A 25,072-nucleotide genomic window follows, 5' to 3' on the forward strand; every position below is an offset into this window, starting at 1 on the left:
GCACGAGGAAGTGCGTCCTCTCACATTGGTCTAATTGTATCGGTCACTCACTCGTGCCGGCCTGCTCGAGCACGAAGCGCGCGACGGCCTTCCCCGGTCGGTCATTCCCACGCCCTTCTTTCGTCATCCCCGCGGAGGCGGGGATCCAGACACGCAGGTCCTCGATCGGGCCGCCACGTTAGCGTTTATGGATCCCCGCCTGCGCGGGGATGACGACAAGAATATTAAATGACCGAGGGCTTAGGGAAGATGGCGGAGGCAGGGGTGACGACGTCTCGTCGGGACGCCGCCGGCCAGCGAGAACCATGACCGGAAGCGCCACCACGATCTGCCGGCAGAGCCGATCGTCCCGGCCTCATCACGAAGGGCCCGCACGTCCCCCTTTGCCCTGGCGCGCGGCTGCGCCTACATCGCGCGCATGTCGCGTCCCAAGCCCGCCACCTTCGACAAGAAGAAGATCGTCGCCGAGAACCGCCGCGCGCGCTTCGACTATGCGATCGACACCACCTATGAGGCGGGGATCGTGCTCAGCGGCACCGAGGTGAAGAGCCTGCGCTTCGGCGAGGGATCGATCGCGGAGAGCTATGCCGAGGTGAAGGGCGACGAGGTCTGGCTGGTCAACTCGAACATTCCCGAGTTCAGCCACGGCAACCGCTTCAACCACGAGCCCAAGCGCCCGCGCAAGCTGCTGCTGCACGAACGCGAGATCAACAAGCTGCACGGCGCGGTGGCACGCGACGGCATGACGCTCGTGCCGCTGACCGTCTATTTCAACGGCAAGGGCCGCGCCAAGGTCGAGCTCGCGCTCGCCAAGGGGCGCAAGGCGCACGACAAGCGCGAGCATATCAAGGAGCGCGAGTGGAAGCGCGAGGCCGGGCGCGTGCTGCGTGAGCATAGCTGAGTGCCGGCGCGACCGCTCACCTTATGGGACCGGATCGCGGCATGGAGCCGCCGCAACCTGCCGACGCGCGAGTCGATGGAGCGCAGCCGGCTGCTCCGCCCGGTGGCGCATCGCGTGCTCGCGCCCGAGCTGTGGCGCTTCACGCGCCGCTCGGTGCCGCGCGGGGTGGCACTGGGCATGGTTGCGGGGATCCTCTTCCCGGTGGCGCAGATCGCGATCGCCGCGCTGATCGCCTTGCCGTTCCGCGCCAACGTGCCGGTGGCGGCGCTGGTGACCTTCATCACCAATCCCTTCACCACGCCCTTCATCCTGTTCGCCGCCTATCAGATCGGCGCCTGGCTGCTGCGCTCCAACGCGCCCGCGGTGGCCCAGCCCGTGGCGGAGGCGGCGACCGGCTGGCTACAGTGGCTGTGGGACGCGGGGCCGCCGCTGGTGCTGGGGCTGCTGGTGCTGACGGCGGTCGCCGCGGTGCTCGGCTACGCGCTGGCGGCGCTCGGCTGGCGGCTGTGGATCGCGCGCAAGTGGCGGCTTCGCCACGAGCATCGCCGCCATGGCGGCTGCCACTGAAGGTGCCGCGGCGCTGGCGCGGCGTGGCGCGCGTGGTTAAGAGAGCGCGCAGCCCAGCTGTGACAGACGAGAGGGTGCCACGTACATGCGTTTGACCGCCGCGGCCGCGACGTCGCCCCTCGCTCTCCGCCCCGCCGCGGCGCTCCGCCCGCGAGATCGATGGGGTGCAGCGGCGGCATGGCCGTGCGCGGGGGCCCTTCGAGCGAAGCCCTTTTTCGCGCGTGACATGACGCCTTGGCGTCACGCGGTCGGCGCGGAACCGGGCGAGACGCTGGGGCTTGCCGGAGACCAGCGCGTGACGATCGGGTGAGCGCGGCACGATGATCCCGCTCGCCTCGCTCGACTCACGCGGCTGGTGGCGCGGCCAGCGCGGCGCGCTGGGCATCGCGCTGCTCGCCGGCGCGCTCGCGGCGGCGCTGGTGCTGTGGCTGATCGGCGACATGGCGGTGGCATGCGGCTTCGTCGCCGCCGCGCTGGTCCTCGCCGGCGTCGCGGTGGTGGCCATGCGGCTACGCGCACCCGAGGCGACCGGGCCGGCGGTCGAGCATGACTGGGAACTCGTCCGCTCGCTCGCCGAGTCGAGCGACGACGCGGTTGCGATCACCGATCGTGGCGGGAAACTGGTGTGCGCCAACGACCGCTACGAGCAGCTCTTCGGCGGCTTCCCGACCCCGCCCGCGCTACCGTTGGTGGGCGACGGCGCCGGGCAGCTGGCGGTCGCCGGGCGGGCGGCGTGGCGCGACGGCACCGCGCGCGCCTCGCTGCGCGGCGCGGCGGGTGCGATCGACGCGGTGATCGCGCGCACGGGGCAGCAGCAGGACTTCCTGATCTGGCGCTTCCTCGGCGCGGCGGCGCCGACCGGGCAGGTGGCGCGGCTGCTCGAGTCGATCGACGGCGGACTGGGCCAGCAGCTCGGCGCCGCGGGGGTGATGGCCGCACTGATCACCGCCAACGGCCATGTCCTGTCCGCCAACGCGGTGCTGCGCACGCGCGCCACGGGCACGCCCGAGGGCACGATCGTCGACGAGGACCTCGCGCGCTTTCTCAGCGAGGATCCCGGCGGCACCGTCCGCTTCCTCGCCGAGGGGGCGAGCGCGACGCCGCTGCGGCTGCTCCAGATCCCGCTCGGTGACGATCCGGACGCGCCGATCCTGGTGGCGATGGTCGACGTCGACGGTGGCATCGCCGCCGGCGGCGCGGCGGAGGACCTCGAGGGGCTGCTGATGCTGATGCCGTTCGGCGTCGCGCTCGTCGATCGCGAGGGTCGCTTCACCCAGATGAACCGCGCCTTCGCGCGCGCCGCCAGCGTCGAGCCCGGCGCGACCCCGACCTACCCGGGCGATCTGGTCGTCCGTGAGGACAAGGCCGCCGTGGCGGACGCGATCCGCCGCGCCAGCGGGGGCGGGCGGCCGATGGACCTGGCGGTGCGGCTCAAGGACCATCCCGACGAGCCGGTGGCGCTCTCGATCGCCGCGGCGCGCGGGCTGGGCGACGCCGCGGTGCTGCTCAGCCTCAAGGACAATGGCGAGGAGAACCGGCTGAAGCGCGAGGTGGCGCAGGCCACCAAGATGCAGGCGGTCGGTCAGCTCGCCGGCGGCGTCGCGCACGACTTCAACAACATCCTCACCGCGATCATCGGCCATTGCGACCTGATGCTGATGCGCCACTCGCCCGGTGACAGCGACTATGACGATATCCAGCAGATCCGCGCCAACTCGAACCGCGCGGCCAGCCTGACGCGCCAGCTGCTCGCTTTCTCGCGCCAGCAGACTCTGCGCCCGCAGGTGCTCCAGCTGCCCGACGTCGTGTCAGAGGTGTCGAACCTGCTGCGCCGGCTGATGGGCGAGACGGTGACGCTGGAGGTCAAGCATGGCCGCGACCTCGGGCCGGTCCGCGCCGACCCCGGGCAGCTCGAGCAGGTCGTCGTCAACCTCGCGGTCAACGCGCGCGACGCGATGCTGAGCAAGGGCACCGGCGGCAAGCTGACGATCCAGACGCGCTCGGTGCCGATCGCCGAGATCCGCCGCCGCGGCAGCGACATCGTGCCGCTCGGTGACTATACCGCGCTCGACGTGTCCGACACCGGCACGGGCATCCCGCCCGAGGTGCTGCCCAAGATCTTCGAGCCCTTCTTCACCACCAAGGACGTCGGCAAGGGCACCGGACTCGGGCTCTCGACCGTCTACGGCATCGTCAAACAGTCGGGCGGGTTCATCTTCGCCGATTCCAAGCCGGGGCAGGGCGCCACCTTCACCATCTATCTGCCGGTCTATGCCGCCGCCGCGGCGGAAGCGGGGGCGGCACCCGCCGCGAGCAGGCCGGCGCCGCGCCAGCGCACCGGCGACCTGTGGGGCAGCGGCACGATCCTGCTGGTCGAGGACGAGGATATGGTCCGCGCGGTGGCGGAGCGCGCGCTGGCGCGCCAGGGCTATACCGTGCTCGCCGCGGAGAACGGCGAGGCGGCGCTGGAACTGATGCAGGGAGTCGACCGGCCGACGCTGGTGATCTCGGACGTAATGATGCCGGTGATGGACGGGCCGACGCTGGCGCGCCAGCTGCGCCTGGCGCACCCGAACATCCCGATCCTGTTCATGTCGGGATATGCCGAGGAGCAGCTGCGCCGCTCGATCGACCTCGACAATGTCGCCTTCCTGCCGAAGCCCTTCTCGGTCCAGCAGCTCGCCGAGGCGACGCGCGACGCGCTGGTGGCGCAGGAGGCCCGCGGCGGATCATAACGGGTCCAACCATGTGTTGCGCCGGCGCGCGAGCACGCTATGGCACGCGGCATGACGATGCGCGTGCTTTTGGTCGAAGACGAACCCCTGATCGCGATGATGCTCGAGGATTTCCTCGACGCGCTCGACAAAAGCCACGCCGGCACCGCCGACAGCGTGGAGGCGGCGCTGCCGATGGTGGAGGCGGGCGGCTTCGACGCCGCGATCCTCGACGTCAACCTGCGCGGCGGCGAGAAGAGCTTCGCCGTCGCCGACGCGCTGGCCGCGCGTGACATCCCGTTCGTGTTCGCCACCGGCGGCGGCGGCGACGAGATCGCGCCCGAGCATCGCGCGCGCCCGCGGCTCGCCAAGCCGTTCACGATGGACAATGTCGAGAAGGCCCTCGCCGATCTGGGGTGAGACAGGCGCGTCTTGGCAGCGTGCGGCGAAGGGCTGCGTCATGCTCCTGGTCCGCTCGAATTGTCTCGCGCCCTCCGTCACCCAGGCCGTTCGCCGCGAAGCGTTGTTTGGTCATCGCCCCCGCTCTCGTTACTCCCGGGAGAGCGGGGGTCCATAACCGCTGACGGCGCGGCTCCATCGAGCACCTACGTGTCTGGATTCCCGCCTGCGCGGGGATGACGCCAGGAGAAGCCGATCACGCATACGGCAACGTACGCCCAGCCGCCTGAGCCGATTCTCCGCCACAACATACTTGCGTGAACGCCTCCTCCCGCGACATAGGCGTGCGCGATATGACCCAGACCTTTGACAAGTCCCGCCTGCCGAGCCGCCACGTGTCGGTCGGTCCCGAGCGCGCGCCGCATCGAAGCTATTATTACGCCATGGGCCTCGGTGAGGAGGAAATCGCGCGCCCGTTCGTCGCGCTCGCCTCCGCGGGCAATGACAGCGCGCCGTGCAACACCACCCTCGACGCCCAGGCCGACGCCGCTCGCCGCGGCGTCGAGCAGGGGGGCGGCATGCCACGTCGCTTCAACACGATCACCGTCACCGACGGGATCGCGATGGGGCACCAGGGCATGAAGGCTTCGCTGGTCAGCCGCGAGGTGATCGCCGACTCGGTCGAGCTCAGCGTGCGCGGTCATTGCTACGACGCGCTGGTCGGCTTCGCCGGCTGCGACAAGTCGCTGCCCGGCATGATGATGGCGATGCTCCGGCTCAACATCCCGTCGATCTTCGTCTACGGCGGGTCGATCCTGCCCGGCCGCTTCCACGATCGCGACGTCACCGTCGTCGACGTGTTCGAGGTGGTCGGCAAATATGCCGCGGGCGCCTGCCCGCTGTCCGAGGTGCACGAGCTCGAGAAGGTCGCCTGTCCGGGCCACGGCGCGTGCGGAGGGCAGTTCACCGCCAACACCATGGCCTGTGTCGGCGAGGCGATCGGACTGAGCCTGCCCAACAGCAACATGGTGCCCGCACCCTATACCACGCGCGAGCAGATCGCCGTCGCCGCTGGCGCGCAGGTGATGGAGCTGGTGGGCCGCCAGTTGCGCCCGCGCGACATCTGCACGCGCGCCGCCTTCGTCAACGCGGCGCGCGTCGTCGCGGCGACCGGCGGCTCGACCAACGCCGCGCTCCACCTTCCCGCCATGGCCAATGAGGCGGGCATCGACTTCGACCTGTTCGACGTCGCTGAGGCTTTTAAAACAACGCCTTACATTGCTGACCTCAAGCCGGGCGGTAAGTATGTCGCCAAGGACATGTACGAGGCCGGCGGCGTCTACATGCTGATGAAGACGATGCTGGCGGGCGGGCTGCTCGACGGCGACTGTCTGACCGTCACCGGCCGCACTCTCGGCGAAAACATCGACCAGGTGACGTGGAACCCCGACCAGAAAGTGATCTACGACGTCCGCACCCCGATCACCCCGACCGGCGGCGTGGTCGGCCTGCGCGGCTCGCTCGCGCCCGACGGCGCGATCGTCAAGGTGGCGGGCATGCACCGGCTCCAGTTCGAGGGACCGGCGCGCTGCTTCGACTGCGAGGAGGACGCCTTCGCCGCGGTTGAGGCGCGCCGGATCGCCGAGGGCGAGGTGATCGTGATCCGCTACGAAGGACCGAAGGGCGGCCCCGGCATGCGCGAGATGCTGTCGACCACCGCGGCACTCTACGGTCTCGGCATGGGCGAGAAGGTGGCGCTGATCACCGACGGACGATTCTCGGGCGGCACGCGCGGCTTCTGCATCGGCCATGTCGGCCCCGAGGCGGCCGAGGGCGGTCCGATCGCGCTGGTCGAGGACGGCGACCCGATCCGCATCGACGCCGAGGCGGGGACGATCGACCTGCTCGTCGACGAGGCGGTGCTGGCGGAGCGGCGTGAGCGCTGGCAGGGGCGCGAGAACGCTTACGGCGCCGGCGCGCTGTGGCGCTACGCGCGGAACGTCGGGCCGGCGTATCAGGGCGCGGTGACGCACCCCGGCGCGAAGGCGGAGCGCCACATGTTCGCGGACATCTGAGCGGGGGCACGTCGCGCGCCGCGAGTGTCTTCCGTTGGTCGCTGAGGATCGCGGGCGGCTGGATCTGGCGGTGGTAGCGCATCGCCTCACCCCTCTCCGTCATCCCGGACCTGGTTCGGGATCCAGCCCTCGACCAGCACGATGGCCTCTGCTTGCGCGGCACCGTGGATCCCGGACCAAGTCCGGGATGACAAAGAGCGTGGGGCGACGATTGGCTGTGCGATGACTCGCGGTCGACTCGGCAGGTCATCGAAGCGGGTCGGCGACACCCGCTAACCTCCCACGTCGCGTGCATTATCCGCGCGCAGCACCGCCCCCGCATTGACACGCGCGCCGCCATGCGGCTCAGACGTGCCGCTCGCGCCCGCGCCGATCGCGCCCGCGCCGTGAGATGAGGGACCTGACGCCATGACGCCGCTCGACGGCACGATCGTGCTCGACGCCGCGGCGATGCGCGCCGCCGAGCAGGCGGCGATCGCCGCCGGGGACAGCGTCGAGTCGCTGATGCAGCGCGCCGGCCGCGCGATCGGGGACGCGGTGCACCGGCTCGCGGGCGCTCACGCCGTCTTGGTGGTGTGCGGCCCGGGCAACAATGGCGGTGACGGTTACCTCGCTGCGGCGCGGCTGCGCGCGCTCGGCCGCACTGTCCGCGTTGCCGCCGCTGCCGCGCCGCGCGGTGCCGCCGCGATCGCCGCGCGCGAGGCCTGGGGCGGGGCGGTCGAGCCGCTCGCCGCGGCCAAGCCCGCGCCCGTCTTGATCGATTCACTGTACGGCACGGGGCTCAGCCGCGCGCTCGCGACCGACGAGGCCGATCCGCTGGCGCGGCTCGCCGCCAGCGCGGCGCTGGCGATCGCGGTCGATCTGCCCAGCGGGGTCGTCAGCGACGACGGCGCTGTGCTCGGCGAGGTCCCGCACTACCATGTCACGCTCGCGCTCGGCGCGGCCAAGCCCGCGCATCTGCTCCAGCCCGCCTCCGTGCGCTGCGGTGCGGTGCGCGTGCTGCCGCTCGGGATCGCGCTGAGCGGCGACACGCGCGCGCTCGCGCCGCCGCTCCTCGCGGCTCCCCCCGTCGACAGCCACAAGTTCAGCCGCGGCATGGTCGCGGTGATCAGAGGCCGCATGGCGGGCGCGGGTGAGCTCGCCGCGCGCGCCGCGATGTGCGCCGGCGCGGGTTACGTATCGCTGTTCGGCGCGACCATGCCGCAGGCGCCGCACGCGCTGGTGCGCCGCTCGCTCGAGCGCGACGACCCGCTCGCCGACGCGCGCATCGGCGCGCTGGTGGTCGGCCCCGGGCTCGGCCGTGACGATCACGCACGCGATCTGCTCGAGCAGGCGCTGGCGAGCGAGCGCGCGCTGCTGATCGACGGCGACGCGCTCCATCTCCTCACGCCCGAGCGGTTGCGCGCGCGCGGCGGTACGATCGTGCTCACGCCGCACGCGGGCGAGTTTCACGCGCTGTTCGGCGAGGTCCATGGCTCCAAGCTCGCCGCCGCGCGCGCCGCGGCGGAGCGTGCCGGGGCCGTCGTCGTCTACAAAGGCCCCGATACGGTGATCGCCGCGCCCGACGGCCGCGCCCTGCTGGCGGGCGAGGCGAGCAGCTGGCTCTCCACCGCGGGCAGTGGCGACGTGCTCGCGGGCGCGATCGCGGCGCGAGTCGCGGGTGGTGGCGACGCGTTCGAGGCCGTGGCCGCAGGCGTGTGGCTGCACGCCGCGGCGGCGCGCCGGCTCGGCGCCGGCTTCATCGCCGACGATCTCGCCGAGGCGCTCGCCCCCGCGCTCGCCGCGGTGATCCGGGAAACGCGCGCGTGAGCCTCGTCGTCAAGGTCGCCGGTCGCGGCGACGGTGTCACCGCCGACGGCCGCTACGCAGCGTTTGCCGCGCCGGGCGACACGCTCGCGGACGACGGCAGCGTCCTGCCCGGTCCACACCACCAGGTGCCGCCGTGCCGGCATTTCCCGACCTGCGGGGGCTGCCAGCTCCAGCATCTCGACGATCCGAGCTGGGCGGGCTTCATCACCGAGCGGGTCGAGTCGGCACTCGCGGCGCAGGGGCTCGTCGCGCCGCTCCGCGCGCCGCTGCTGTCGCCGCCGCGGACGCGGCGCCGCGCGACGCTCCACTTCGAGCCCTCGGGGCGGCTCGGCTTCAGCGCGGAGAAGAGCCACCAGCTCGTCGACCTGCACGAATGCCACGTGCTCGCGCCCGAGCTGTTCGCGCTGGTCAAGCCACTCAAGCGCCTGCTCGCCTCGTTCAGGGCGAAGCGGCGCCTCGACGTGCATCTCGCGCTCGCTGACCTGGGGCCGGACGTGCTCGTCACCGGCGTTACGCCGGAGGGATTGCAGCATCACGACTCGATCACCGCCTTCGCCCAGGCGCACGGTGTCGCGCGCGTGGCGTTCGACGACGGGCTCGGCGCGGAGACGCGCTGGGAGCCGGAGCCCGCGACGGTGACGCTCGGCGGCGTCGCGGTGCCGCTGCCACCCGGCGCCTTCCTCCAGGCGACGCGCGAGGGCGAGGCGGCGCTGGTCGCGTCGGCGCGCGAAGCGGTGGGTGCGCCGCGGATCGTGGCGGACCTCTTCGCGGGGCTCGGTACCTTCGCGCTGGCGCTGCCCGCGCGCGTCTACGCCGCGGAGGGCGGGCGCGACGCGCTGCTGGCGCTCAAGGCGGCGGCGGGGCGTGCCGGGCGGCCGGTCTTCACCGAACACCGCGACCTGTACCGCCGCCCGCTCACCGCGACCGAACTCGACCGGTTCGATGCGGTGGTGCTCGACCCACCGCGCGCCGGCGCGCGCGAGCAGGCCGCGCAGTTGGCCGCGAGCAAGGTGCCGGTGGTGGCATATATTTCGTGTAATCCGAGTAGCTTCGCGCGGGATGCTAAGGAGATGGTCGAGGCGGGCTATCGGCTCGACTGGGTGCAGCCGGTCGGGCAGTTCCGCTGGTCGACCCATGTCGAGCTCGCGGCGCGGCTGTCGCGCGCGACGTGAGCGACGGCGCAACCGTCAAGGCGTTCCTCTCGTCATCCCCGCGGAGGCGGGGATCCAGACGCGCGGCCGTAGCGACTTATGTCGCTGACGTCGGCACTTCGGATCCCTGCTGTCGCAGGGATGACGGTGGGAGTGTCGGGATCGGCGCGGGCAGATCGCGTACGACGCCGGCGAGCCGGGTTCGCGGGCTCAACACCTCACCCCGGGTAGCGCGCGCTCACAAAGTATAACCCGTCCGGCGGCGCATTGAGGCCGAGCCGCGCGCGGTCCGCCGCGCGCAGCGCGCCCTCCAGATCGTCGGCGCTCCACCGTCCGAGCCCCACCAAAGCGAGGCAGCCCACTATGGAGCGCACCTGATGGTGGAGGAACGAGCGCGCCGCCACGTCCACCGCTAGCCGATCACCGTCGCGAATCACCGCGATCGAGTCGAGCGACTTTACCGGGCTCGCCGACTGGCAGTGCGCCGAGCGGAACGTGGTGAAATCGTGCTGCCCGACCAGCCGCTGCGCCGCCGCGTGCATCGCCGCGGCGTCGAGCGGCTGCGTCACCTGCCACGCGAGGCCGCGTTCCAGCGTCAGCGGCGCGCGCCGGTTGACGATCCTATAGGTGTACGCGCGCCCTAGGCAGGAGAAGCGCGCGTGCCAGTCGTCCGCCACCGCCTCGCACGCGATGATCGCCACCGGCGCGGGCCGCAGCCGCGCGTTGAGCGCCTCGCCGAGGCGAAAGGCGGTCAGCGGCTTCGCGACGTCGAGGTGCGCGCGCATCGCGGTGGCGTGAACCCCGGCGTCGGTGCGACCGGCGGCGTGGACCACGACCGTCTCGCCCGTGACCGCGTGTGCGGCTTCCTCGATCGCCTGCTGCACGCTCGGCCCATGCGCCTGGCGCTGCCAGCCCATGAACGGGCGCCCGTCGAACTCGACGGTGAGCGCGTACCGCGTCACAGCCTCGTGCCCGGCGGCAGCGCGAAGCCGCGCAGCAGCTCGCCCGCGTCCATCTCGCCGCGTCCGGCGCGCTGCAAGCGCAGCAGCCGGATCGCGCCGCTGCCGCACGCCACCAGCAGCGCGTCGTCGAGCACCTCGCCGGGCGCGCCGTTGCCGTCCTCGCCGCGCGCGGCACGCACCTTGATCCGCTCGCCCGCGTGCTCGACGAAGGCACCCGGCGCGGGATCGAAGGCGAGCACCTGGCGTGCAACCTGCGCGGCGGGGGCGGTGAAGTCGAGACGCGCCTCCTCCTTGCTGATCTTGGCGGCGTAGGTGACGCCCTCCTCGGGCTGCGGCCGTGGCGGATAGGCGGCGGGGTCGGCGAGCACCTGCACCATCAGCCGCGCGCCCAAAGCGGCGAGCTCGGCGGTGAGCTCGCCCGCGCTCTTGCCCGCGCAGGGCGTGCGCCCCTCGAGCCGCACCGGCCCGGTGTCGAGCCCGGCCTCCATCTGCATGATTCCCACGCCGGTCTCGGCGTCGCCGGCGAGGATCGCGCGCTGCACTGGCGCGGCGCCGCGCCAGCGCGGCAGCAGCGAACCGTGGACGTTGAGGCAGCCCAGCCGCGGCGCGTCGAGCACCGCGCGCGGCAGGATGAGGCCGTAGGCGGCGACCACCGCGACATCGGCACTCAGCGCCGCGAACTCGGCCTGTGCGCCCGCGTCGCGCAGCGTCACCGGCGTGCGCACCGCCAGCCCGAGCGCCTCGGCGCGGCGCTGCACCGGTGAGGCGACCAGCTCGCGCCCGCGCCGCCCGCCGGGGCGCGGCGGCTGGCTGTACACTGCGACGACCTCGTGTCCGGCGGCCACCAAAGCCTCGAGCGTCGGCACCGCGAACTCGGGTGTTCCCATGAAGATGATCCGCATGGCGCCAGCTCTCGACACGCTGGCGCGGCGCGACGCAACCCCCTACTTGTTCCGCATGGCATCCCCCGAGATCGAGGCGCTGACCAACGCGCTGGCGCGGCTCCCCGGTTTCGGCCCGCGCTCGGCGCGCCGCGCGGTGCTCCACCTCGTCAAGAAGCGCGAGGGCGCGCTGGCGCCGCTGCGCTCGGCGCTGGTGGCGGTGGAGGAGCGGCTGTCGACCTGCTCGACCTGCGGCAACGTCGACACCACCGACCCGTGCGCGATCTGCGCCGACCCGCGCCGCGACGACCGCTCGCTCTGCGTCGTCGAGGACGTCGCTGACCTGTGGGCGCTGGAGCGGTCGCGGCTGTTCCCGGGGCGGTTTCACGTGCTCGGCGGGCGGCTGTCAGCGCTGGAGGGCGTGCGGCCGGAGGATTTGTCGATCGAGCCGCTGCTCGCGCGAGTCGCCGCTGGCGGGGTCGACGAGGTGGTGCTGGCGATGAACGCGACGCTGGAGGGGCAGACCACCGCACATTATCTCGCCGAGCGGCTGGAGCGTTTCCCGGTGCGGCTGACCCAGCTGGCGCACGGCCTGCCGGTCGGGGGCGAGCTCGACTATCTCGACGAGGGCACGCTGGCGCAGGCGCTGCGCGCGCGGCGTCCCGTGGCGTGAGCGCGCTCGCTTGACGCTTCTCCGGCGCGCCCCTAGCTCGCGCGCATGGCCATTCTTCCGATCGTAGAGGTACCCGACGCGCGGCTGCGCGAGACCTGCGCTCCCGTCGCCGAGGTGAACGACGAGGTGCGCGGCATCGTCGCCGACATGTTCGACACGATGTATGACGCGCGCGGGATCGGGCTCGCCGCGATCCAGGTCGGTATCCTGCGACGGATCGTCGTGATCGACCTGCAGGAGCGCGAGCTGGAGGAGGGCGAACCGCCCGAGGCGGCGCGCGCGCCCCAGGCGTTCATCAACCCCGAGATCAGCTGGGTGAGCGAGGAGCAGTCGAGCTACAACGAGGGCTGCCTGTCGATCCCCGAGCAGTATGCCGAGGTGACCCGCCCCGAGCGCTGTCGCGTGACCTGGCTCGACACCGCGGGCGAGCGCCACGAGGCCGAGTTCGAGGGGCTGATGTCGACCTGCATGCAGCACGAGATCGACCATCTCAACGGCGTGCTCTTTATCGACCATATCTCGCGGCTGAAGCGGGGCATGTTGCTGAAGAAGTTGGACAAGCTCCGTCGCGGCGGGTGAGGGGAGAGTAGCCGGAACGCCGCCCCACGGTGCGGCGCATCCATCCGGCGTCTGGACGCGCGAACGGGTGGATCCTGAAACGAGTTCAGGATGATGCCTCTGGTGGGTGAGGGTGAGTGCTGGCGTCACCCGTGATCCCGCGCACGCGGGAAACCAGGCCCGTAGCGTCGCGCTCGCCGCTCTGAACTTTCGCGTTCGCACGGGCACGACCTTGGGCGATGTCCCTGCTCTCGCACCCATCGCTTGCGATCGCGCTCCCGTTCGATCTATGTTCCAGCGATGACCGATCTTCTTCCCGTCGCGCTGATCGCGCTCGCGCTGGGTGCGCTCGCCGGCTGGCTGCTGACCCGCGCCGCGGCCGAGCGGATGCGTGCCGAGCGCGACGCGCAGGCCGAGCTGTTCCGCCGCGCCATCGCCGATCTCGCCGGCGCGGAGGAGCGCGCGCGCGCCGCCGAGCCGCTCCGCGCCGAGCTCGCCCAGGCGCGCGACGAGCGCGAGGCGGCGCGGCTCGAGGTGGCGCGGCTCACCGCCGAGGGGCGCGCCGCCGAGCAGCGCATCGCCGACCTCAAGCTTGCCGCGGACGAGCTCAGCGCGCGCTTCCGCGACGCCGCGCAGACCGTGCTCACCGACGCGCAGAAAGCGTTCCTGGAGCGCGCCGAGGCGCGGTTGCGCCAGTCCGAGGAGCAGGCCGGGCAGGGCCTCAAGGCGTTGCTCCAGCCGGTCAATGATCGACTCCAGCGCTACGAGGAGGGCGTCGCCAAGATCGAGGCGGAGCGGCGCGACGCGTTCGGCCAGCTGCACGGCCAGATCGAGGCGATGCGCGCCGGGCAGGAGCGGGTCTCCGGCGAGGCGGCCAAGTTGGTCAACGCGCTGCGCAACGCGCCCAAGGCGCGCGGGCGATGGGGCGAGCAGCAGCTGCGCAACGTGCTCGAGTCGTGCGGGCTCGCCGAGCATACCGACTTCCAGATGGAGGTCAGCGTCGCGGGCGAGGACGGCGGCCGGCTGCGCCCCGACGCGATCGTCCGGGTCCCCGGCGGCAAGTCGCTGATCGTGGATGCCAAGGTCTCGCTCAACGCCTATCAGGACGCGTTCGGCGCGGTGGACGAGGCGGAGCGCCAGCTCGGCCTCGCCGCGCACGCCCAGTCGATGCGCACGCACGTCAGCGCGCTCGGCGCCAAGGCCTATTGGACCCAGTTCGCCGACGCGCCCGAATATGTCGTGATGTTCGTGCCCGGCGAGCATTTCCTCTCCGCCGCGCTGGAGCATGATCCGACGCTGTGGGATTTTGCGTTCGACCGCCGCGTGCTGCTGGCGACGCCGACCAACCTGATCGCGATCGCGCGCACCGTCTCGGCGGTGTGGCGGCAGGAGAAACTGGCCCGCGAGGCGCAGGAGATCGGCGCGCTCGGCAAAGAGCTGTACGCACGGCTGGCGACGATGGGGACGCACGTGGCCCGGCTCGGCAAGAATCTCGACACCGCGATGGGCGCCTATAATAGCTTCGTGGGAAGCCTGGAGAGCCAGGTGCTGACCAGCGCGCGGCGCTTCGAGGCGCTCAACATCGACACCGGCAACAAGACGATCGATCCGCTGCCGGTCGGCGAGCAGGCGGCTCGGCCGCTGACCAAGCTGGCGGCGGCGGAGCCGGTCGCGCTGGAGGATGCCGCGGAGTGAAGTGACGGGTCGGCCGTCAGGATGACGGGAGTATCGCCATGAGTTCGATGGTCTTCGCAGCGATGGCGCTCGTCGCCACCACCCCCGGGTCGCCGGCGCGGGAGCCGGTGCCGATCGTGCGGATCGCCGAGCTCGAGATCGATCCGGCGCAACTCGACGCGTACAAGCGGCTTCTCGCCGAGGAACAGGAGGCGTCGGTGCGTCTCGAAGCCGGCGTGCTGATGCTCCACTCCGTGGCGCTGGTGGAGCGGCCGACGTCGGTGCGCCTCCTCGAAGTCTATGCCAGCCGCGCCGCTTACGAGGCGCATATCCGTTCGCCGCACTTCCTCAGATACAAGAGCGCGACCGAGCGGATGGTGCGATCATTGCGGCTGGTCGAGACCGATCCGATCCTGCTCTGCGCCAAGTCGAAGGGGGCTAGGGGCGGCCCCGTCACCTGCCTGTGAGCAACGCGCGCGTGGGCGCGGCCCACGCTTGACCTCCCCCGCCGCCGGGATGATCACATATCGCAATTCGCACAGCTTCCGCTCGCCCGGTGCCGCCCCGTCGTCCCGCACTCCATCGCGCCGCGTACGCATAAGCGGTTGGCCTCGCGGTAAGATGTATATGGATCAGGTCCGGGAAGACGGCGGGACGTGAAGCGCCGGCGCGCGTCATACCTTTTTATGCCGCATTCCTGCCCCGCCGCGGTGGATAGCACCAGGAAAGCGCTGGCGCTTCGCCCAACACGCTAATGAAGCGTTCTCTCGGCACCGCTGCGCCCTGCTTCGGCACCCACGGTTCGCGCAGCTGTTCTGTCCTACGTGAGGTTTCAGGCATTATCACGACGGCGTGACCGCACAGCCGCAACCGCGCCGCTCCTGTCTGCCACGCGCGATCCGCGCGCGCGTCGCGGCACCGATCGCTACCCGCACCCGTGACTCAACATTGGCGACATTCGCCCCTGTCGCGAACCTCGCCCACGACTCAACATTCGCAACATTCGCGCGCCGGCGCACGCCGCATCAGTCACCTGCGATGCTGCGCCAGCACCTCATAGGCCATCACCGCGGTCGCCACCGCGGCGTTGAGACTGTCGGCCTTGCCCAGCATCGGCAGCTTCACCAGCAGGTCGCACTCGCGCTCATAGGCCTCGGGCAGGCCCTGCGCCTCGTTGCCGGTGAGCAGGAAGGTCGGCGCGGCATAGCGCGCGTCACGATATCCCTGTTCGGTCTGAAGGCTCAGCCCGACCAATTGACCCGCGCCGCCGCGCAGCCACGCCAGGAACTCCGCCCAGGGCGCGCGCGCGATCGGGACCGTGAACAGCGCCCCCATGCTGGCGCGCACCGCCTCGGTCGAGAACGGATCGACGCATTCGTCAACCAGGATCAGCCCGCCGGCGCCGACCGCGTCGCCGGTGCGCAGGATCGTGCCGAGATTGCCCGGGTCGCGCAGCCGCTCCGCCACCAGCCAGATGGGCGCGGCGTGGCGGTCGAGCGCCGCGAGCGGTGTCTCGAACGTCTCGAACACGCCCACCACCGCCTGCGGGTTGTCCTTGCCCGACAGTTTGGAGAGGATGTCGGGGATGGTCTCGATCGCCTCGCCGCCGCGCGCCTCGACCGCCTCGACCAGCGCGAGCACCAGCGGGTGGCGCGCGCTCGCCGCGGCGAAGAAGAGGTAGACCGGCACGCGCCCGGTCTCGCGCGCCTCGGTCAGGATGCGCAGCCCCTCGGCGAGGAACAGCCCCTCCTCGCGGCGGTGGCGCTTGTCGCGCAGGCCCTGGACCCGTTTGACGAGCGGGTTGGAGTAAGCGGTGACGGTGCGGGGCATAGGCTGGCGGCGGCGCGGACCTCAGTCCTCGCCGAACTTGCCCTCGACCAGCGCGCACATCGTCGCGACCACGTCCTCGGCCGAGTCACCCTCGGCGCTGATCGTGATCTGGTCGCCCTTGGCCGCGCCGAGCATCATCAGCCCCATGATCGAGGTGCCCACCACCTCAGAATCGCCCTTGGCCACCTTCACCGGCGCGGGCTGGCCCGAGGCGAGCGTGACGAACTTGGCGCTGGCGCGCGCGTGCAGCCCGCGGCGGTTGGTCACCTCGACGGTGCGCGACACGGTCATGCCGCCGCCTCGCCGAGCACTTCGGACGCCACCGAGATATACTTCCGCCCCGCCTCGCGCGCCGCGGCGACCGCGGCGGTAACGGTCATCGCCTTGCGCGCCGACTCGAGCCGGATCAGCATGGGCAGGTTGATGCCGGCGATCACCTCGATCCGCCCGCGCTCCATCAGCGAGATGGCGAGATTGGACGGGGTGCCGCCGAACAGGTCGGTGAGCACGATCACGCCGCGTCCCGAGTCGACCTCGGCGATGGCGCCGGCGATGTCGGCGCGGCGCGCCTCCATGTCATCGTCGGGGCCGATCGCGACGGTGCGCACCTGCCCCTGCGGACCGACGACATGTTCCATCGCCGTCACGAACTCGTCCGCGAGGCGACCGTGGGTGACGAGCACCAGACCGATCACGGGTCCGAGCATGGGCTTCGATACTTCGTTCATTGACGCGATGGTCGTCCTTCGAGCGCATCCTGCGGTGCCGCCGCCAGGTCACGATGCGTGATGGTGGGACAAAAGCCCGCCTCGCGCAACCGACGACCGACCCGCTCGGCGACATGCACCGAGCGGTGCTTGCCGCCGGTGCACCCGAAGGCGACGGTGACGTAGGGCTTGCCCTCGGCGTGATAGCGCGGGACGAGCAGCAGGAGCAACTCCTCGATCCGGCCAACTGCCTCATCATAGGCCGGATCCGCCGCGACATAGGCGGCGACCTCGGGGTCCAGCCCGGTGCGCGGGCGCAGCTCTGGCACCCAGTGCGGGTTGCGCAGGAAGCGCATGTCGAAGACCAGGTCGACCCCCGCCGGCACGCCGCGCGCGAAGCCGAACGACTCGACCGTCAGCGTCGTGCCGACGGTGCCGTCGCGGCGGAAGGTGCGGCGGATCTCCTGCGCCAGTTGGTTGCTGGTCAGCCGCGTCGTGTCGATCAGCCGGTTGGCGCGCGCGCGCAGCGGCTCGAGCAGGCGCCGCTCCAGCGCGATGCCGTCGGCGGCGGGACGATCGTCGGCGAGCGGGTGACGGCGCCGCGTCTCGGCGAAGCGCCGTGCCAGCTCCCCCTCCGAACAGTCGAGGAACAGCATGCCGACCTCGACCCCCGGCTCCTCGCGCAGCTGCTCGAAGCGGCGCAGCACCGCGGCAGGGTCGAAGTTGCGCGTGCGCGTGCCGAAGCCGAACGCGAGCGGGCGCGGTGTCTCGCCGCTGTCGGGCGGCAGCGCGACGACGCGGGTGAGCAGCGACAGCGGCACGCTGTCCACCGTCTCCCAGCCGAGGTCCTCCAGCGTCTTGAGCACGGTGGTCACGCCCGCCCCGGCCATGCCGGTGATCAGCAGCACCTCGGTCACGACGGCATCTCCTTCAGCCGTGCCAACGCATATTCCACCTTGATCGGTGCCGAGGGCCAGCGCGGGTCGATCACGATCTCGGGCAGGGTGACGCCGGCGAGTTCGATCCAGCGCGGCTCGGGCATGCGCTCGCCCTCTTCGCCGAGCGCCACCACCAGCGCGACCGGTGCGACGCGCCGGTACGGCCGGTCGACGATGCCGAGCCCGCGCACCTCCATCCGCCCCGCGATCGTCGCGGGTGATCCCGCCACCAGGTCCGCACCGTCATGCACCAGCATCGTGTAATCGTCCGCCACCAGCTCGGCGCCGCGATCGATCAGCCGCAGCGCCAGGTCGGACTTGCCCGCGCCCGACGGCCCGGTGAGCAGCACTGCGCGCCCGCCGAGCGCGACCGCGGTGGCGTGGAGCGTCACCGGCGCGGTCACGCCACCGCCCCGCGCTCGGCGAGCGGCAGCCGCACGACGAAACGCGCGCCGCTCAGCCGGTCGTCGCGCGACTCGACCCCGATGTCGCCCTGGTGCGCGTCGACGATGGTGCGCGCGATCGCGAGACCCAGGCCGCTATGCTCGCCGAAGCCCTCCTGCGTCGGCCGCACCGAGTGGAAGCGCTGGAAGATCGCCTCGCGCGCCTCTTCGGGCACGCCCGGGCCCTCGTCTTCCACCCGCACCTCCAGCATCGAGCGGTCGCGCCGTGCCGCGACGCTGACCACACCGTCGTCGGGCGAGAAGGAGATGGCGTTGTCGATGAGATTGGCGAAGACTCGCTCCAGCCGCGCGCCCTCACCGAGCACGTGGAGCTCGCCGTGGTCGCGCGCGTCGAGCCTCAGGCGAACGCCGCGCGCCACGCCGCGCGCCTCGCGCTGCGCCACCATCGCGGCCAGCATCGCCTCGACGTCGACCGGCTCGAAGGTCGCGCGGCTGAGCTGGGCGTCGAGCCGCGACGCGTCCGAGATGTCGCTGATCAGCCGGTCGAGCCGGTGCACGTCGTCGCCGACGATCGCGAGCAGCTGCGCCTGCGCCTCGGGCGCGCGGACATGGCCGAGCGCGTCCACCGCGGAGCGCAGCGAGGCGAGGGGGTTCTTGAGCTCGTGCGTGACGTCGGCGGCGAAGGCCTCGGTGGCGTCGATGCGCGCGCGCAGCGCGAGGCTCATGTCGCTGAGCGCGCGCGCGAGCATGCCGATCTCGTCGCGCCGCTCGGGCAGCCGCGGCACCACCACCTCGCGCGCGCGGCCGAGCCGCACCCGTACCGCGGCGCGCGCGAGCCGGCGCAGCGGCTCGACGATCGTGCGCGCGAGGAACAGCGAGAGGCCGATCGAGATCGCCGCCACCACCAGCAGCACCACGCTGAGCCGGAAGCGCTCGAGCCGCACCCGCTCGGTGATGTCGCGCGCGTTGACGGCGGAGAGCAACGCGCGGCCGCCCGGCAGCGTGGCGGCGGCGGTGATCACCGGGGTGCGATCGGGCGCGCGCCAGACCGTCACCGCGCTCGGTGCGCCGCCGAGCACCGCGCGCACGTCGGGCCAGCGTCGTCCGTCGGCGCGCTCGCGATAGCCCGGTGCGAGCGGGGCGCGCACGACGCGGTCGATCGCCGCGTCGAGGAAGCGCGCGCTGCGCTTGGCGAGCGAGTCGTCGTCGGGATCGTCGAGGCGGAAGTTCGCGACGCCGAGCGCGCGCGAGTCGCCGATCGCGACGCCGCCGGCGTCGTACAGCCGCAGCCGCGTGCCCGTGTCGGTGGCGAGCCGCTCCAGCAGCCAGTCGCGTCGTGCATCGGGGATGGCGGTGAGCGCCTCCGCCATCAGCCGCGCCTCGCGCGAGGCCTGCGCCGCGCGCTCGTCGAGGATGCGGCTGCGGAACGTGTCGAGGTAGAAGAAGCCGCCCGCCAGCAGGAGCAGGGCCAGAATGTTGACGGCAAGGATGCGCGGGGTGAGCGAGACCTTGCCGGACCAGGAGCGCGCCTGCTCGGCGGCGTCACTCCTCCGAAAAGCGGTAGCCGGCGCCATACAATGTCTCGATCGAGTCGAAGCCGGCATCGACCTCGCGGAACTTGCGGCGAACACGCTTGATATGGCTGTCGATGGTGCGGTCGTCGACGTAGATGTCGTCCTGGTACGCCGCATCCATCAACTGGTTGCGCGTCTTCACGATGCCGGGGCGCTGCGCCAGCGTCTCGAGGATCAGGAACTCGGTGACGGTCAGCGTCACGTCGTGGCCGTCCCAGCTGACGCGGTGGCGCGCCGGGTCCATCACCAGCCGGCCGCGCTCGATGGGGCCCTGCGCGACGGCATCCTCACCGCCGGTCGCGGCGATGCCCTCTGTGCGGCGCAGGATGGCCCGGATGCGCGCGATCAGCAGCCGCTGGCTGAACGGCTTGGCGATGTAATCGTCCGCGCCCATCGCCAGCCCGAGCGCCTCGTCGAGTTCGTCGTCCTTGCTGGTGAGGAAGATCACGGGAACGCGACTCTTCTCGCGCAGCCGGCGCAGCAGCTCCAGCCCGTCCATCCGCGGCATCTTGATGTCGAAGATGGCGAGATCGGGCGGGTTGTCGGTGAGCGCCTTCAACGCCGCCTCGCCGTCCGAATAAACCCGCGTGAGGAAGCCCTCGGCCTGCAGCGCGATCGACACCGAGGTGAGGATGTTGCGGTCGTCGTCGACCAGCGCGATCGTGGCCGTCATCGAAAGGTCCGGGTCATGCCAGCGGGGTAATCCAAAGCGCGCGCACGCTCAATGGCGTGCGACGAAGCGCTACCGCAGCGTGTTTAACATGTTTGACGCCTCGGCTGGTCAGGTGTAAAACATGTTTAGCAGAGGCCAGTCGGCGACGGCTCGGCGGCACGAAGAAGAGGATGAACCGTTGAGCGATCGCATTCCGGACGCCGGGCTCGAGGCGCAGGGTATTGAGACCCGCGCCACGCTCCACTGGAACCTGGTCACCGCACGGCTGGTCGAGGGCGCGGTGGCGCGCAACGAGGGCAAGCTCTCCGCCGACGGGCCACTGGTGGTCGAGACGGGGCAGCACACCGGCCGTTCGGCGCAGGACAAGTTCATCGTGCGCGACGCCGAGACCGAGGCGAGCGTGTGGTGGGGCAAGTCGAACAAGGCGATGACGCCCGACCACTTCGCCGCGCTCAAGCAGGATTTCCTCACCGCGCTGCGCGCCAAGAGCGACCTGTTCGTGCAGGACCTGTACGGCGGCTCGCAGCCGGGCCATCGCGTGCGCGTCCGCGTGATCAACGAGCTGGCGTGGCACAACCTCTTCATCCGCACCATGCTCGTCCGCCCGGAGGAGCGCGAGCTGAAGGGCTTCGTCGCCGATTACACGATCATCGATCTGCCGAGCTTCCGCGCCGATCCCGCCCGCCACGGCTGCCGGAGCGAGACCGTGATCGCGGTGAACATGAGCGAGAAGCTCGTGCTGATCGGCGGCACGCGCTATGCCGGCGAGATGAAGAAGTCGGTATTCGGCATCCTCAACTACCTGCTGCCGCCGACCGGAGTGATGCCGATGCACTGCTCCGCCAACATGGGCGACGACGGGCGTACCGCGGTGTTCTTCGGTCTATCGGGCACCGGCAAGACGACGCTGTCGGCCGACCCCAAGCGCACGCTGATCGGCGACGACGAGCACGGCTGGTCCGACGACGCGGTCTTCAACTTTGAGGGCGGCTGCTACGCCAAGATGATCCGGCTCTCGCCCGAGGCCGAGCCCGAGATCTTCGCCACGACCAAGCGCTTCGGCACCGTGCTCGAGAACGTCGTGATGGACGAGGTGACGCGCCAGCTCGACCTCGACGACAACTCGCTCGCGGAGAACAGCCGCGGCGCCTATCCGATCGACTTCATCCCCAACACGTCCGAGCGCAACATGGGCGGCACGCCGCGCAGCATCGTCATGCTGACCGCGGACGCCTATGGCATCCTGCCGCCGATCGCCAAGCTGACACCCGATCAGGCGATGTACCACTTCCTGTCCGGCTACACCGCGCGCGTCGCGGGCACCGAGATGGGTGTGACCGAGCCCGACGCCACCTTCTCGACCTGTTTCGGCGCGCCGTTCATGCCGCGGCACCCATCGGTCTATGGCAACCTGCTCAAGGAGCGGATCGCACGCGGCGGAGTCGACTGCTGGCTGGTCAACACCGGCTGGACCGGCGGAAAGTACGGCGTGGGCCATCGCATGCCGATCAAGGCGACCCGCGCGCTGCTCGAAGCCGCGCTGGACGGCAGCCTCAATCATGCCGAGTTCCGCACCGACCCGAACTTTGGGTTCAAGGTACCGGTGGCGGTGCCGGGTGTCGACAGTGCGATCCTCGACCCGCGAGCGACCTGGGCGGACAAGGCGGCCTATGACGCGGCGGCGGCCCGGCTGGTCGACCTGTTCAACGACAATTTCGCGCAGTTCGCGGAGCACGTCGACCAGGGTGTCCGGGACGCGGCACCCAAGACGGTCGCCGCGATGTAAGGTCGGGGGTATCAAGGTTTGTTCGCGCGGAGGCGCGGAGACTCGGAAGGGGGCTCATGCCGCGTTAGCGGCTTTTCACCTTGAGCGATGAAGCGGGCACCACGCCGGCGCCATCGAGCCTCCGCTCTGCGCATTGGTGCGAGAAAGTCTTCGCCTCGATCGCGGCCTCGTGTCAGCGGTACCCTCGCCTCGTTTCCCGGCTCTCGCCGGGAGCAACAAAGCAAGGTCAGGGGGCCTCCACCGACGCGAAAGCGCCGCCCGAGTCGCGTGACGCAGGCGGCGCTCCCGTTACAGCCGACCCACGGATCAGCGCGGCTTGCGCTTGGCCTTGGTCGTCGTCGTGGTCGCGCCCGGTGCGGTCGTCGAGGCGTCCGCGGTCGTGCCAGGTGTCGAGGCGCTCTCGGTACCGGTCGCGGCGGTGGTGCCGGCGGCCATGTCACCGGCGGTGGTCGATGACGAGCTGGACGAGGAAGCGGCCGCGCTGCCACCGCCCGCCGCGGTCATGGCCGCCTTGAGCTGTGCCGCGGTCATGCCGAGCACGATACCCTGCGGCCCGGGACCGAAGCCGCTGGTCGGCAGCACGACGGGGCCGTCGGCGGTGGTCAGCGTCACGCCGCTGGCATCGATCGACTTGATCGTGCCGAGCTGCGTGCCGCCGGTGCCATAGACGGTGGCGCCCGGGACGAGCTTCGACTTGAAGTCGGCGGTGGCCTGCGCCTGCTGCTGCCCGGCTGCGGCCTCGAGCTGCGCCTTGGTCATCGCCAGCACCGGACCCTGTGCGCCCTGGCCGAGCGAGGTCAGCGGGATCGCCGCCTTAACCGTGCCCGTGTTGACCACCGCATTGGTGCCGTCGGTGCTCTCGACGGTGCCGACGACGCCGCCCGAGGTGTCATAGACGGTGGCGCCAGTGGCGACCGTGGCCGCACCCGTGGCAGGCGCCTGGGCCGGCGCCGCCGCTTGCGCCAGCGCGGTCCCGGGGAGCGCGGCGGCGGAAGCGAGGGCGAAAACGGCGAAGTGCTTCACGAGAAACTCCTATGGTCGTTTGCGAATATGTCGTCGCTGAAACGATCGCGTCACAACGAGGGTTCCGAGTGATGGCCGACTCGCCCTGCACCTGCGGTGAACCGCTCGTTCATCGAACGGGCGTTCCCTTCCTGTTCCGGCTGCGCTACGACCATGCTATGGCCAAGATGCACAAGAGATATGTCTGCCAGTCATGCGGCTCGGTAACCCATCGCTGGCAGGGGCAGTGCGCCGACTGCTCGGAATGGAACACGCTGGTGGAGGAAGCGCCGGCGGTAGCGACGCCCTTCCAGGCCAAACACAATCTCCAGGGTGGCGGACGCACGATCGCGCTGGTCGGGCTCGACGCCGAGGTGGCGCTGCCACCGCGCACGCCGTTCGGCATCGCCGAGTTCGACCGCGCGCTCGGCGGCGGGCTGGTCGCGGGCTCGGCGACGCTGATCGGCGGCGACCCTGGCATCGGCAAGTCGACGCTGCTGCTTCAGGCCGCCGCGGCGCTGGCGCGGCGCGGACATGATGTCGCCTATGTCTCGGGCGAGGAAGCCGCCGACCAGGTGCGACTGCGCGCGCGCCGGCTCGGCCTGGGCGACGCGCCGGTGAGGCTCGCCGCCGCGACCTCGACGCGCGACATCCTGACGACGCTGTCGCAGGACCGCCCGCCCGCGCTGCTGGTGATCGACTCGATCCAGACGATGCACTCCGATCTGATCGAGGGCGCGCCCGGTACGGTCAGCCAGGTCCGTGCCAGCGCGCAGGAGCTGATCCGCTTCGCCAAGGAGCGTGGCACCGCGGTGGTGCTGGTCGGCCATGTCACCAAGGACGGCACGATCGCGGGGCCGCGCGTGCTCGAGCACATGGTCGACACGGTGCTGAGCTTCGAGGGCGAGCGCAGCCACCAGTATCGAATTCTGCGCAGCCTCAAGAACCGTTTCGGGGGCACCGATGAAATCGGCGTTTTCGCGATGGTGGCCGAAGGATTGGAGGAAGTGTCCAACCCCTCGGCGCTGTTCCTCACTCAGCGCGACGAGGGCGTGACCGGCGCCACCGTCTTCCCTGCGCTGGAGGGCACGCGCCCGGTGCTGGTCGAGATCCAGGCGCTGGTGGTGCGGCTCGCCAGTGGGGCGACGCCGCGGCGCGCGGTGGTCGGCTGGGACTCGGGGCGGCTGGCGATGATCCTCGCGGTGCTGGAGGCACGCTGCGGACTCAGCTTCTCGACCTGCGAGGTTTATCTGAACGTCGCGGGGGGTTATCGCGTGCAGGATCCGGCGGCCGACCTCGCGGTCGCGGCGACGCTGGTCTCGGCGCTGAGCGAGCGGCCGGTGCCCGCCGACGCGGTGGCATTCGGCGAGATCGCGCTGTCGGGCGAGTTGCGCCCGGTGGCGCACGCGCCGCTGCGGCTCAAGGAGGCGGCCAAGCTCGGCTTCGAGCGTGCGCTGCTGCCGGAGAGCGCGGCCGGGGCGGAGCGTGAGGTGATGCGGCGGTCCAGCTTCCGGACCCTGGGGCAATTCGTCGATCACCTGCTGGGAAGAGGGTGAGGGGAGCGAGCTGAGATCCTCCCCGCATGGCGGGGAGGGGGACCGCCGCGCTCCAGCGCGGTGGTGGAGGGGGCTCTCCACGCACGCTGCGCCCGCGGACAGCCCCTCCACCAGCCTGCGGCTGGTCCCCCTCTCCGTGCCGGTGAGGATTGGAGTCGCTAAGCGCCGACCGCTTTCACCTTTCCGGGTACCCGTCTTTACCCCTGCGCCCACGTCCTCATCCGCAACTGGCACTGGC

Annotated in this window: 23 protein-coding genes; 13 read left to right on the forward strand and 10 right to left on the reverse strand. The window is 71.2% G+C overall.

The genetic code is table 11. From position 1 onward, the window contains the following. The first annotated feature begins 418 nt into the window (after positions 1-418). From smpB to FHY02_RS01695, 7 genes are all read left to right on the forward strand, one after another. Complete coding sequence (smpB, locus tag FHY02_RS01665; protein ID WP_183919879.1) at positions 419-901, forward strand: SsrA-binding protein SmpB; 483 nt, start codon at positions 419-421, stop codon at positions 899-901. Then, complete coding sequence (locus FHY02_RS01670) at positions 902-1,468, forward strand: DUF2062 domain-containing protein (RefSeq protein WP_311731724.1); 567 nt, start codon at positions 902-904, stop codon at positions 1,466-1,468. 320 nt (positions 1,469-1,788) lie between these two features. Further along, on the forward strand, positions 1,789-4,203 hold the full coding sequence (locus FHY02_RS01675; RefSeq protein ID WP_183919881.1) for an ATP-binding protein: 2,415 nt from the start codon (positions 1,789-1,791) through the stop codon (positions 4,201-4,203). Positions 4,204-4,254: 51 nt separating this feature from the next. Then, positions 4,255-4,602 (forward strand): response regulator, encoded by a 348-nt coding sequence (locus FHY02_RS01680; protein WP_183919883.1) that lies wholly within the window; start codon positions 4,255-4,257, stop codon positions 4,600-4,602. Between the two features lie 332 nt (positions 4,603-4,934). Beyond that, positions 4,935-6,656, forward strand: coding sequence for a dihydroxy-acid dehydratase (gene ilvD / locus FHY02_RS01685; RefSeq protein ID WP_183919885.1), 1,722 nt, complete (start codon positions 4,935-4,937; stop codon positions 6,654-6,656). A gap of 408 nt (positions 6,657-7,064) precedes the next feature. Continuing rightward, the gene (locus FHY02_RS01690) at positions 7,065-8,465 is read left to right on the forward strand and encodes an NAD(P)H-hydrate dehydratase (RefSeq protein ID WP_183919887.1); all 1,401 of its coding nucleotides are present in this window, start codon (positions 7,065-7,067) and stop codon (positions 8,463-8,465) included. Further along, positions 8,462-9,637, forward strand: coding sequence for a class I SAM-dependent RNA methyltransferase (locus FHY02_RS01695; protein WP_183919889.1), 1,176 nt, complete (start codon positions 8,462-8,464; stop codon positions 9,635-9,637). Before FHY02_RS01690 ends, FHY02_RS01695 begins: the two co-directional genes overlap by 4 nt. A 197-nt stretch (positions 9,638-9,834) precedes the next feature. Here the strand turns inward: FHY02_RS01695 and truA are convergent, their stop codons facing one another. Both truA and fmt read right to left on the reverse strand, forming a co-directional pair. Then, positions 9,835-10,578, reverse strand: a complete 744-nt coding sequence (truA, locus tag FHY02_RS01700) for a tRNA pseudouridine(38-40) synthase TruA (protein ID WP_183919891.1) — start codon at positions 10,576-10,578, stop codon at positions 9,835-9,837. Next, positions 10,575-11,480, reverse strand: coding sequence for a methionyl-tRNA formyltransferase (fmt, locus tag FHY02_RS01705; RefSeq protein WP_183919893.1), 906 nt, complete (start codon positions 11,478-11,480; stop codon positions 10,575-10,577). The genes truA and fmt overlap by 4 nt, the downstream gene beginning before the upstream one ends. 55 nt (positions 11,481-11,535) lie before the next feature. Here fmt and recR point away from each other — a divergent pair, with 55 nt between their 5' ends. The 4 genes from recR to FHY02_RS01725 all read left to right on the forward strand — a co-directional run bounded on the left by recR (position 11,536) and on the right by FHY02_RS01725 (position 14,831). Then, positions 11,536-12,132, forward strand: coding sequence for a recombination mediator RecR (recR, locus tag FHY02_RS01710; RefSeq protein ID WP_183921378.1), 597 nt, complete (start codon positions 11,536-11,538; stop codon positions 12,130-12,132). Between the two features lie 45 nt (positions 12,133-12,177). Further along, positions 12,178-12,711, forward strand: coding sequence for a peptide deformylase (def, locus tag FHY02_RS01715; RefSeq protein WP_183919895.1), 534 nt, complete (start codon positions 12,178-12,180; stop codon positions 12,709-12,711). Between the two features lie 279 nt (positions 12,712-12,990). After that, a complete protein-coding gene (locus FHY02_RS01720) occupies positions 12,991-14,385 on the forward strand; it encodes a DNA recombination protein RmuC (protein ID WP_183919897.1) in 1,395 nt (464 codons plus the stop codon). Positions 14,386-14,423: 38 nt separating this feature from the next. Further along, positions 14,424-14,831 (forward strand): putative quinol monooxygenase, encoded by a 408-nt coding sequence (locus FHY02_RS01725; protein ID WP_221198456.1) that lies wholly within the window; start codon positions 14,424-14,426, stop codon positions 14,829-14,831. Between the two features lie 562 nt (positions 14,832-15,393). On the opposite strand, the gene FHY02_RS01730 is transcribed toward FHY02_RS01725, so the two are convergent. The 7 genes from FHY02_RS01730 to FHY02_RS01760 are packed head-to-tail and all read right to left on the reverse strand — an operon-like array spanning position 15,394 to position 20,490. Further along, positions 15,394-16,194 (reverse strand): RNA methyltransferase, encoded by an 801-nt coding sequence (locus FHY02_RS01730; RefSeq protein ID WP_183919899.1) that lies wholly within the window; start codon positions 16,192-16,194, stop codon positions 15,394-15,396. A 21-nt stretch (positions 16,195-16,215) separates the two neighbouring features. Then, the gene (locus tag FHY02_RS01735; protein WP_183919901.1) at positions 16,216-16,485 is read right to left on the reverse strand and encodes an HPr family phosphocarrier protein; all 270 of its coding nucleotides are present in this window, start codon (positions 16,483-16,485) and stop codon (positions 16,216-16,218) included. Next, positions 16,482-16,889: a PTS sugar transporter subunit IIA gene (locus tag FHY02_RS01740; RefSeq protein WP_183921381.1), complete on the reverse strand. Its 408-nt coding sequence runs from the start codon at positions 16,887-16,889 to the stop codon at positions 16,482-16,484. The genes FHY02_RS01735 and FHY02_RS01740 overlap by 4 nt, the downstream gene beginning before the upstream one ends. A gap of 29 nt (positions 16,890-16,918) precedes the next feature. Then, positions 16,919-17,818, reverse strand: a complete 900-nt coding sequence (rapZ, locus tag FHY02_RS01745) for an RNase adapter RapZ (RefSeq protein WP_308462232.1) — start codon at positions 17,816-17,818, stop codon at positions 16,919-16,921. Further along, the gene (locus FHY02_RS01750) at positions 17,815-18,243 is read right to left on the reverse strand and encodes an HPr kinase/phosphorylase (RefSeq protein ID WP_183919903.1); all 429 of its coding nucleotides are present in this window, start codon (positions 18,241-18,243) and stop codon (positions 17,815-17,817) included. Before FHY02_RS01750 ends, rapZ begins: the two co-directional genes overlap by 4 nt. Next, positions 18,240-19,817, reverse strand: a complete 1,578-nt coding sequence (locus tag FHY02_RS01755) for a stimulus-sensing domain-containing protein (protein ID WP_183919905.1) — start codon at positions 19,815-19,817, stop codon at positions 18,240-18,242. The genes FHY02_RS01750 and FHY02_RS01755 overlap by 4 nt, the downstream gene beginning before the upstream one ends. Continuing rightward, a complete protein-coding gene (locus FHY02_RS01760) occupies positions 19,786-20,490 on the reverse strand; it encodes a response regulator transcription factor (protein WP_183919907.1) in 705 nt (234 codons plus the stop codon). The genes FHY02_RS01755 and FHY02_RS01760 overlap by 32 nt, the downstream gene beginning before the upstream one ends. Positions 20,491-20,668: 178 nt before the next feature. Here FHY02_RS01760 and FHY02_RS01765 point away from each other — a divergent pair, with 178 nt between their 5' ends. Next, positions 20,669-22,276 (forward strand): phosphoenolpyruvate carboxykinase, encoded by a 1,608-nt coding sequence (locus FHY02_RS01765; protein WP_183919909.1) that lies wholly within the window; start codon positions 20,669-20,671, stop codon positions 22,274-22,276. A 306-nt stretch (positions 22,277-22,582) separates the two neighbouring features. On the opposite strand, the gene FHY02_RS01770 is transcribed toward FHY02_RS01765, so the two are convergent. Further along, entirely contained in the window at positions 22,583-23,299 is a 717-nt protein-coding gene (locus FHY02_RS01770; protein WP_183919911.1) for a hypothetical protein, read from the reverse strand. Positions 23,300-23,457: 158 nt separating this feature from the next. Between FHY02_RS01770 and radA the strand changes: the two genes are divergently transcribed. After that, positions 23,458-24,834: a DNA repair protein RadA gene (gene radA, locus FHY02_RS01775; protein WP_183921383.1), complete on the forward strand. Its 1,377-nt coding sequence runs from the start codon at positions 23,458-23,460 to the stop codon at positions 24,832-24,834. Positions 24,835-25,072 lie beyond the last annotated feature (238 nt).

It is taken from the genome of Sphingomonas sp. BK069 (assembly GCF_014193405.1).
Lineage (GTDB): Bacteria > Pseudomonadota > Alphaproteobacteria > Sphingomonadales > Sphingomonadaceae > Sphingomonas.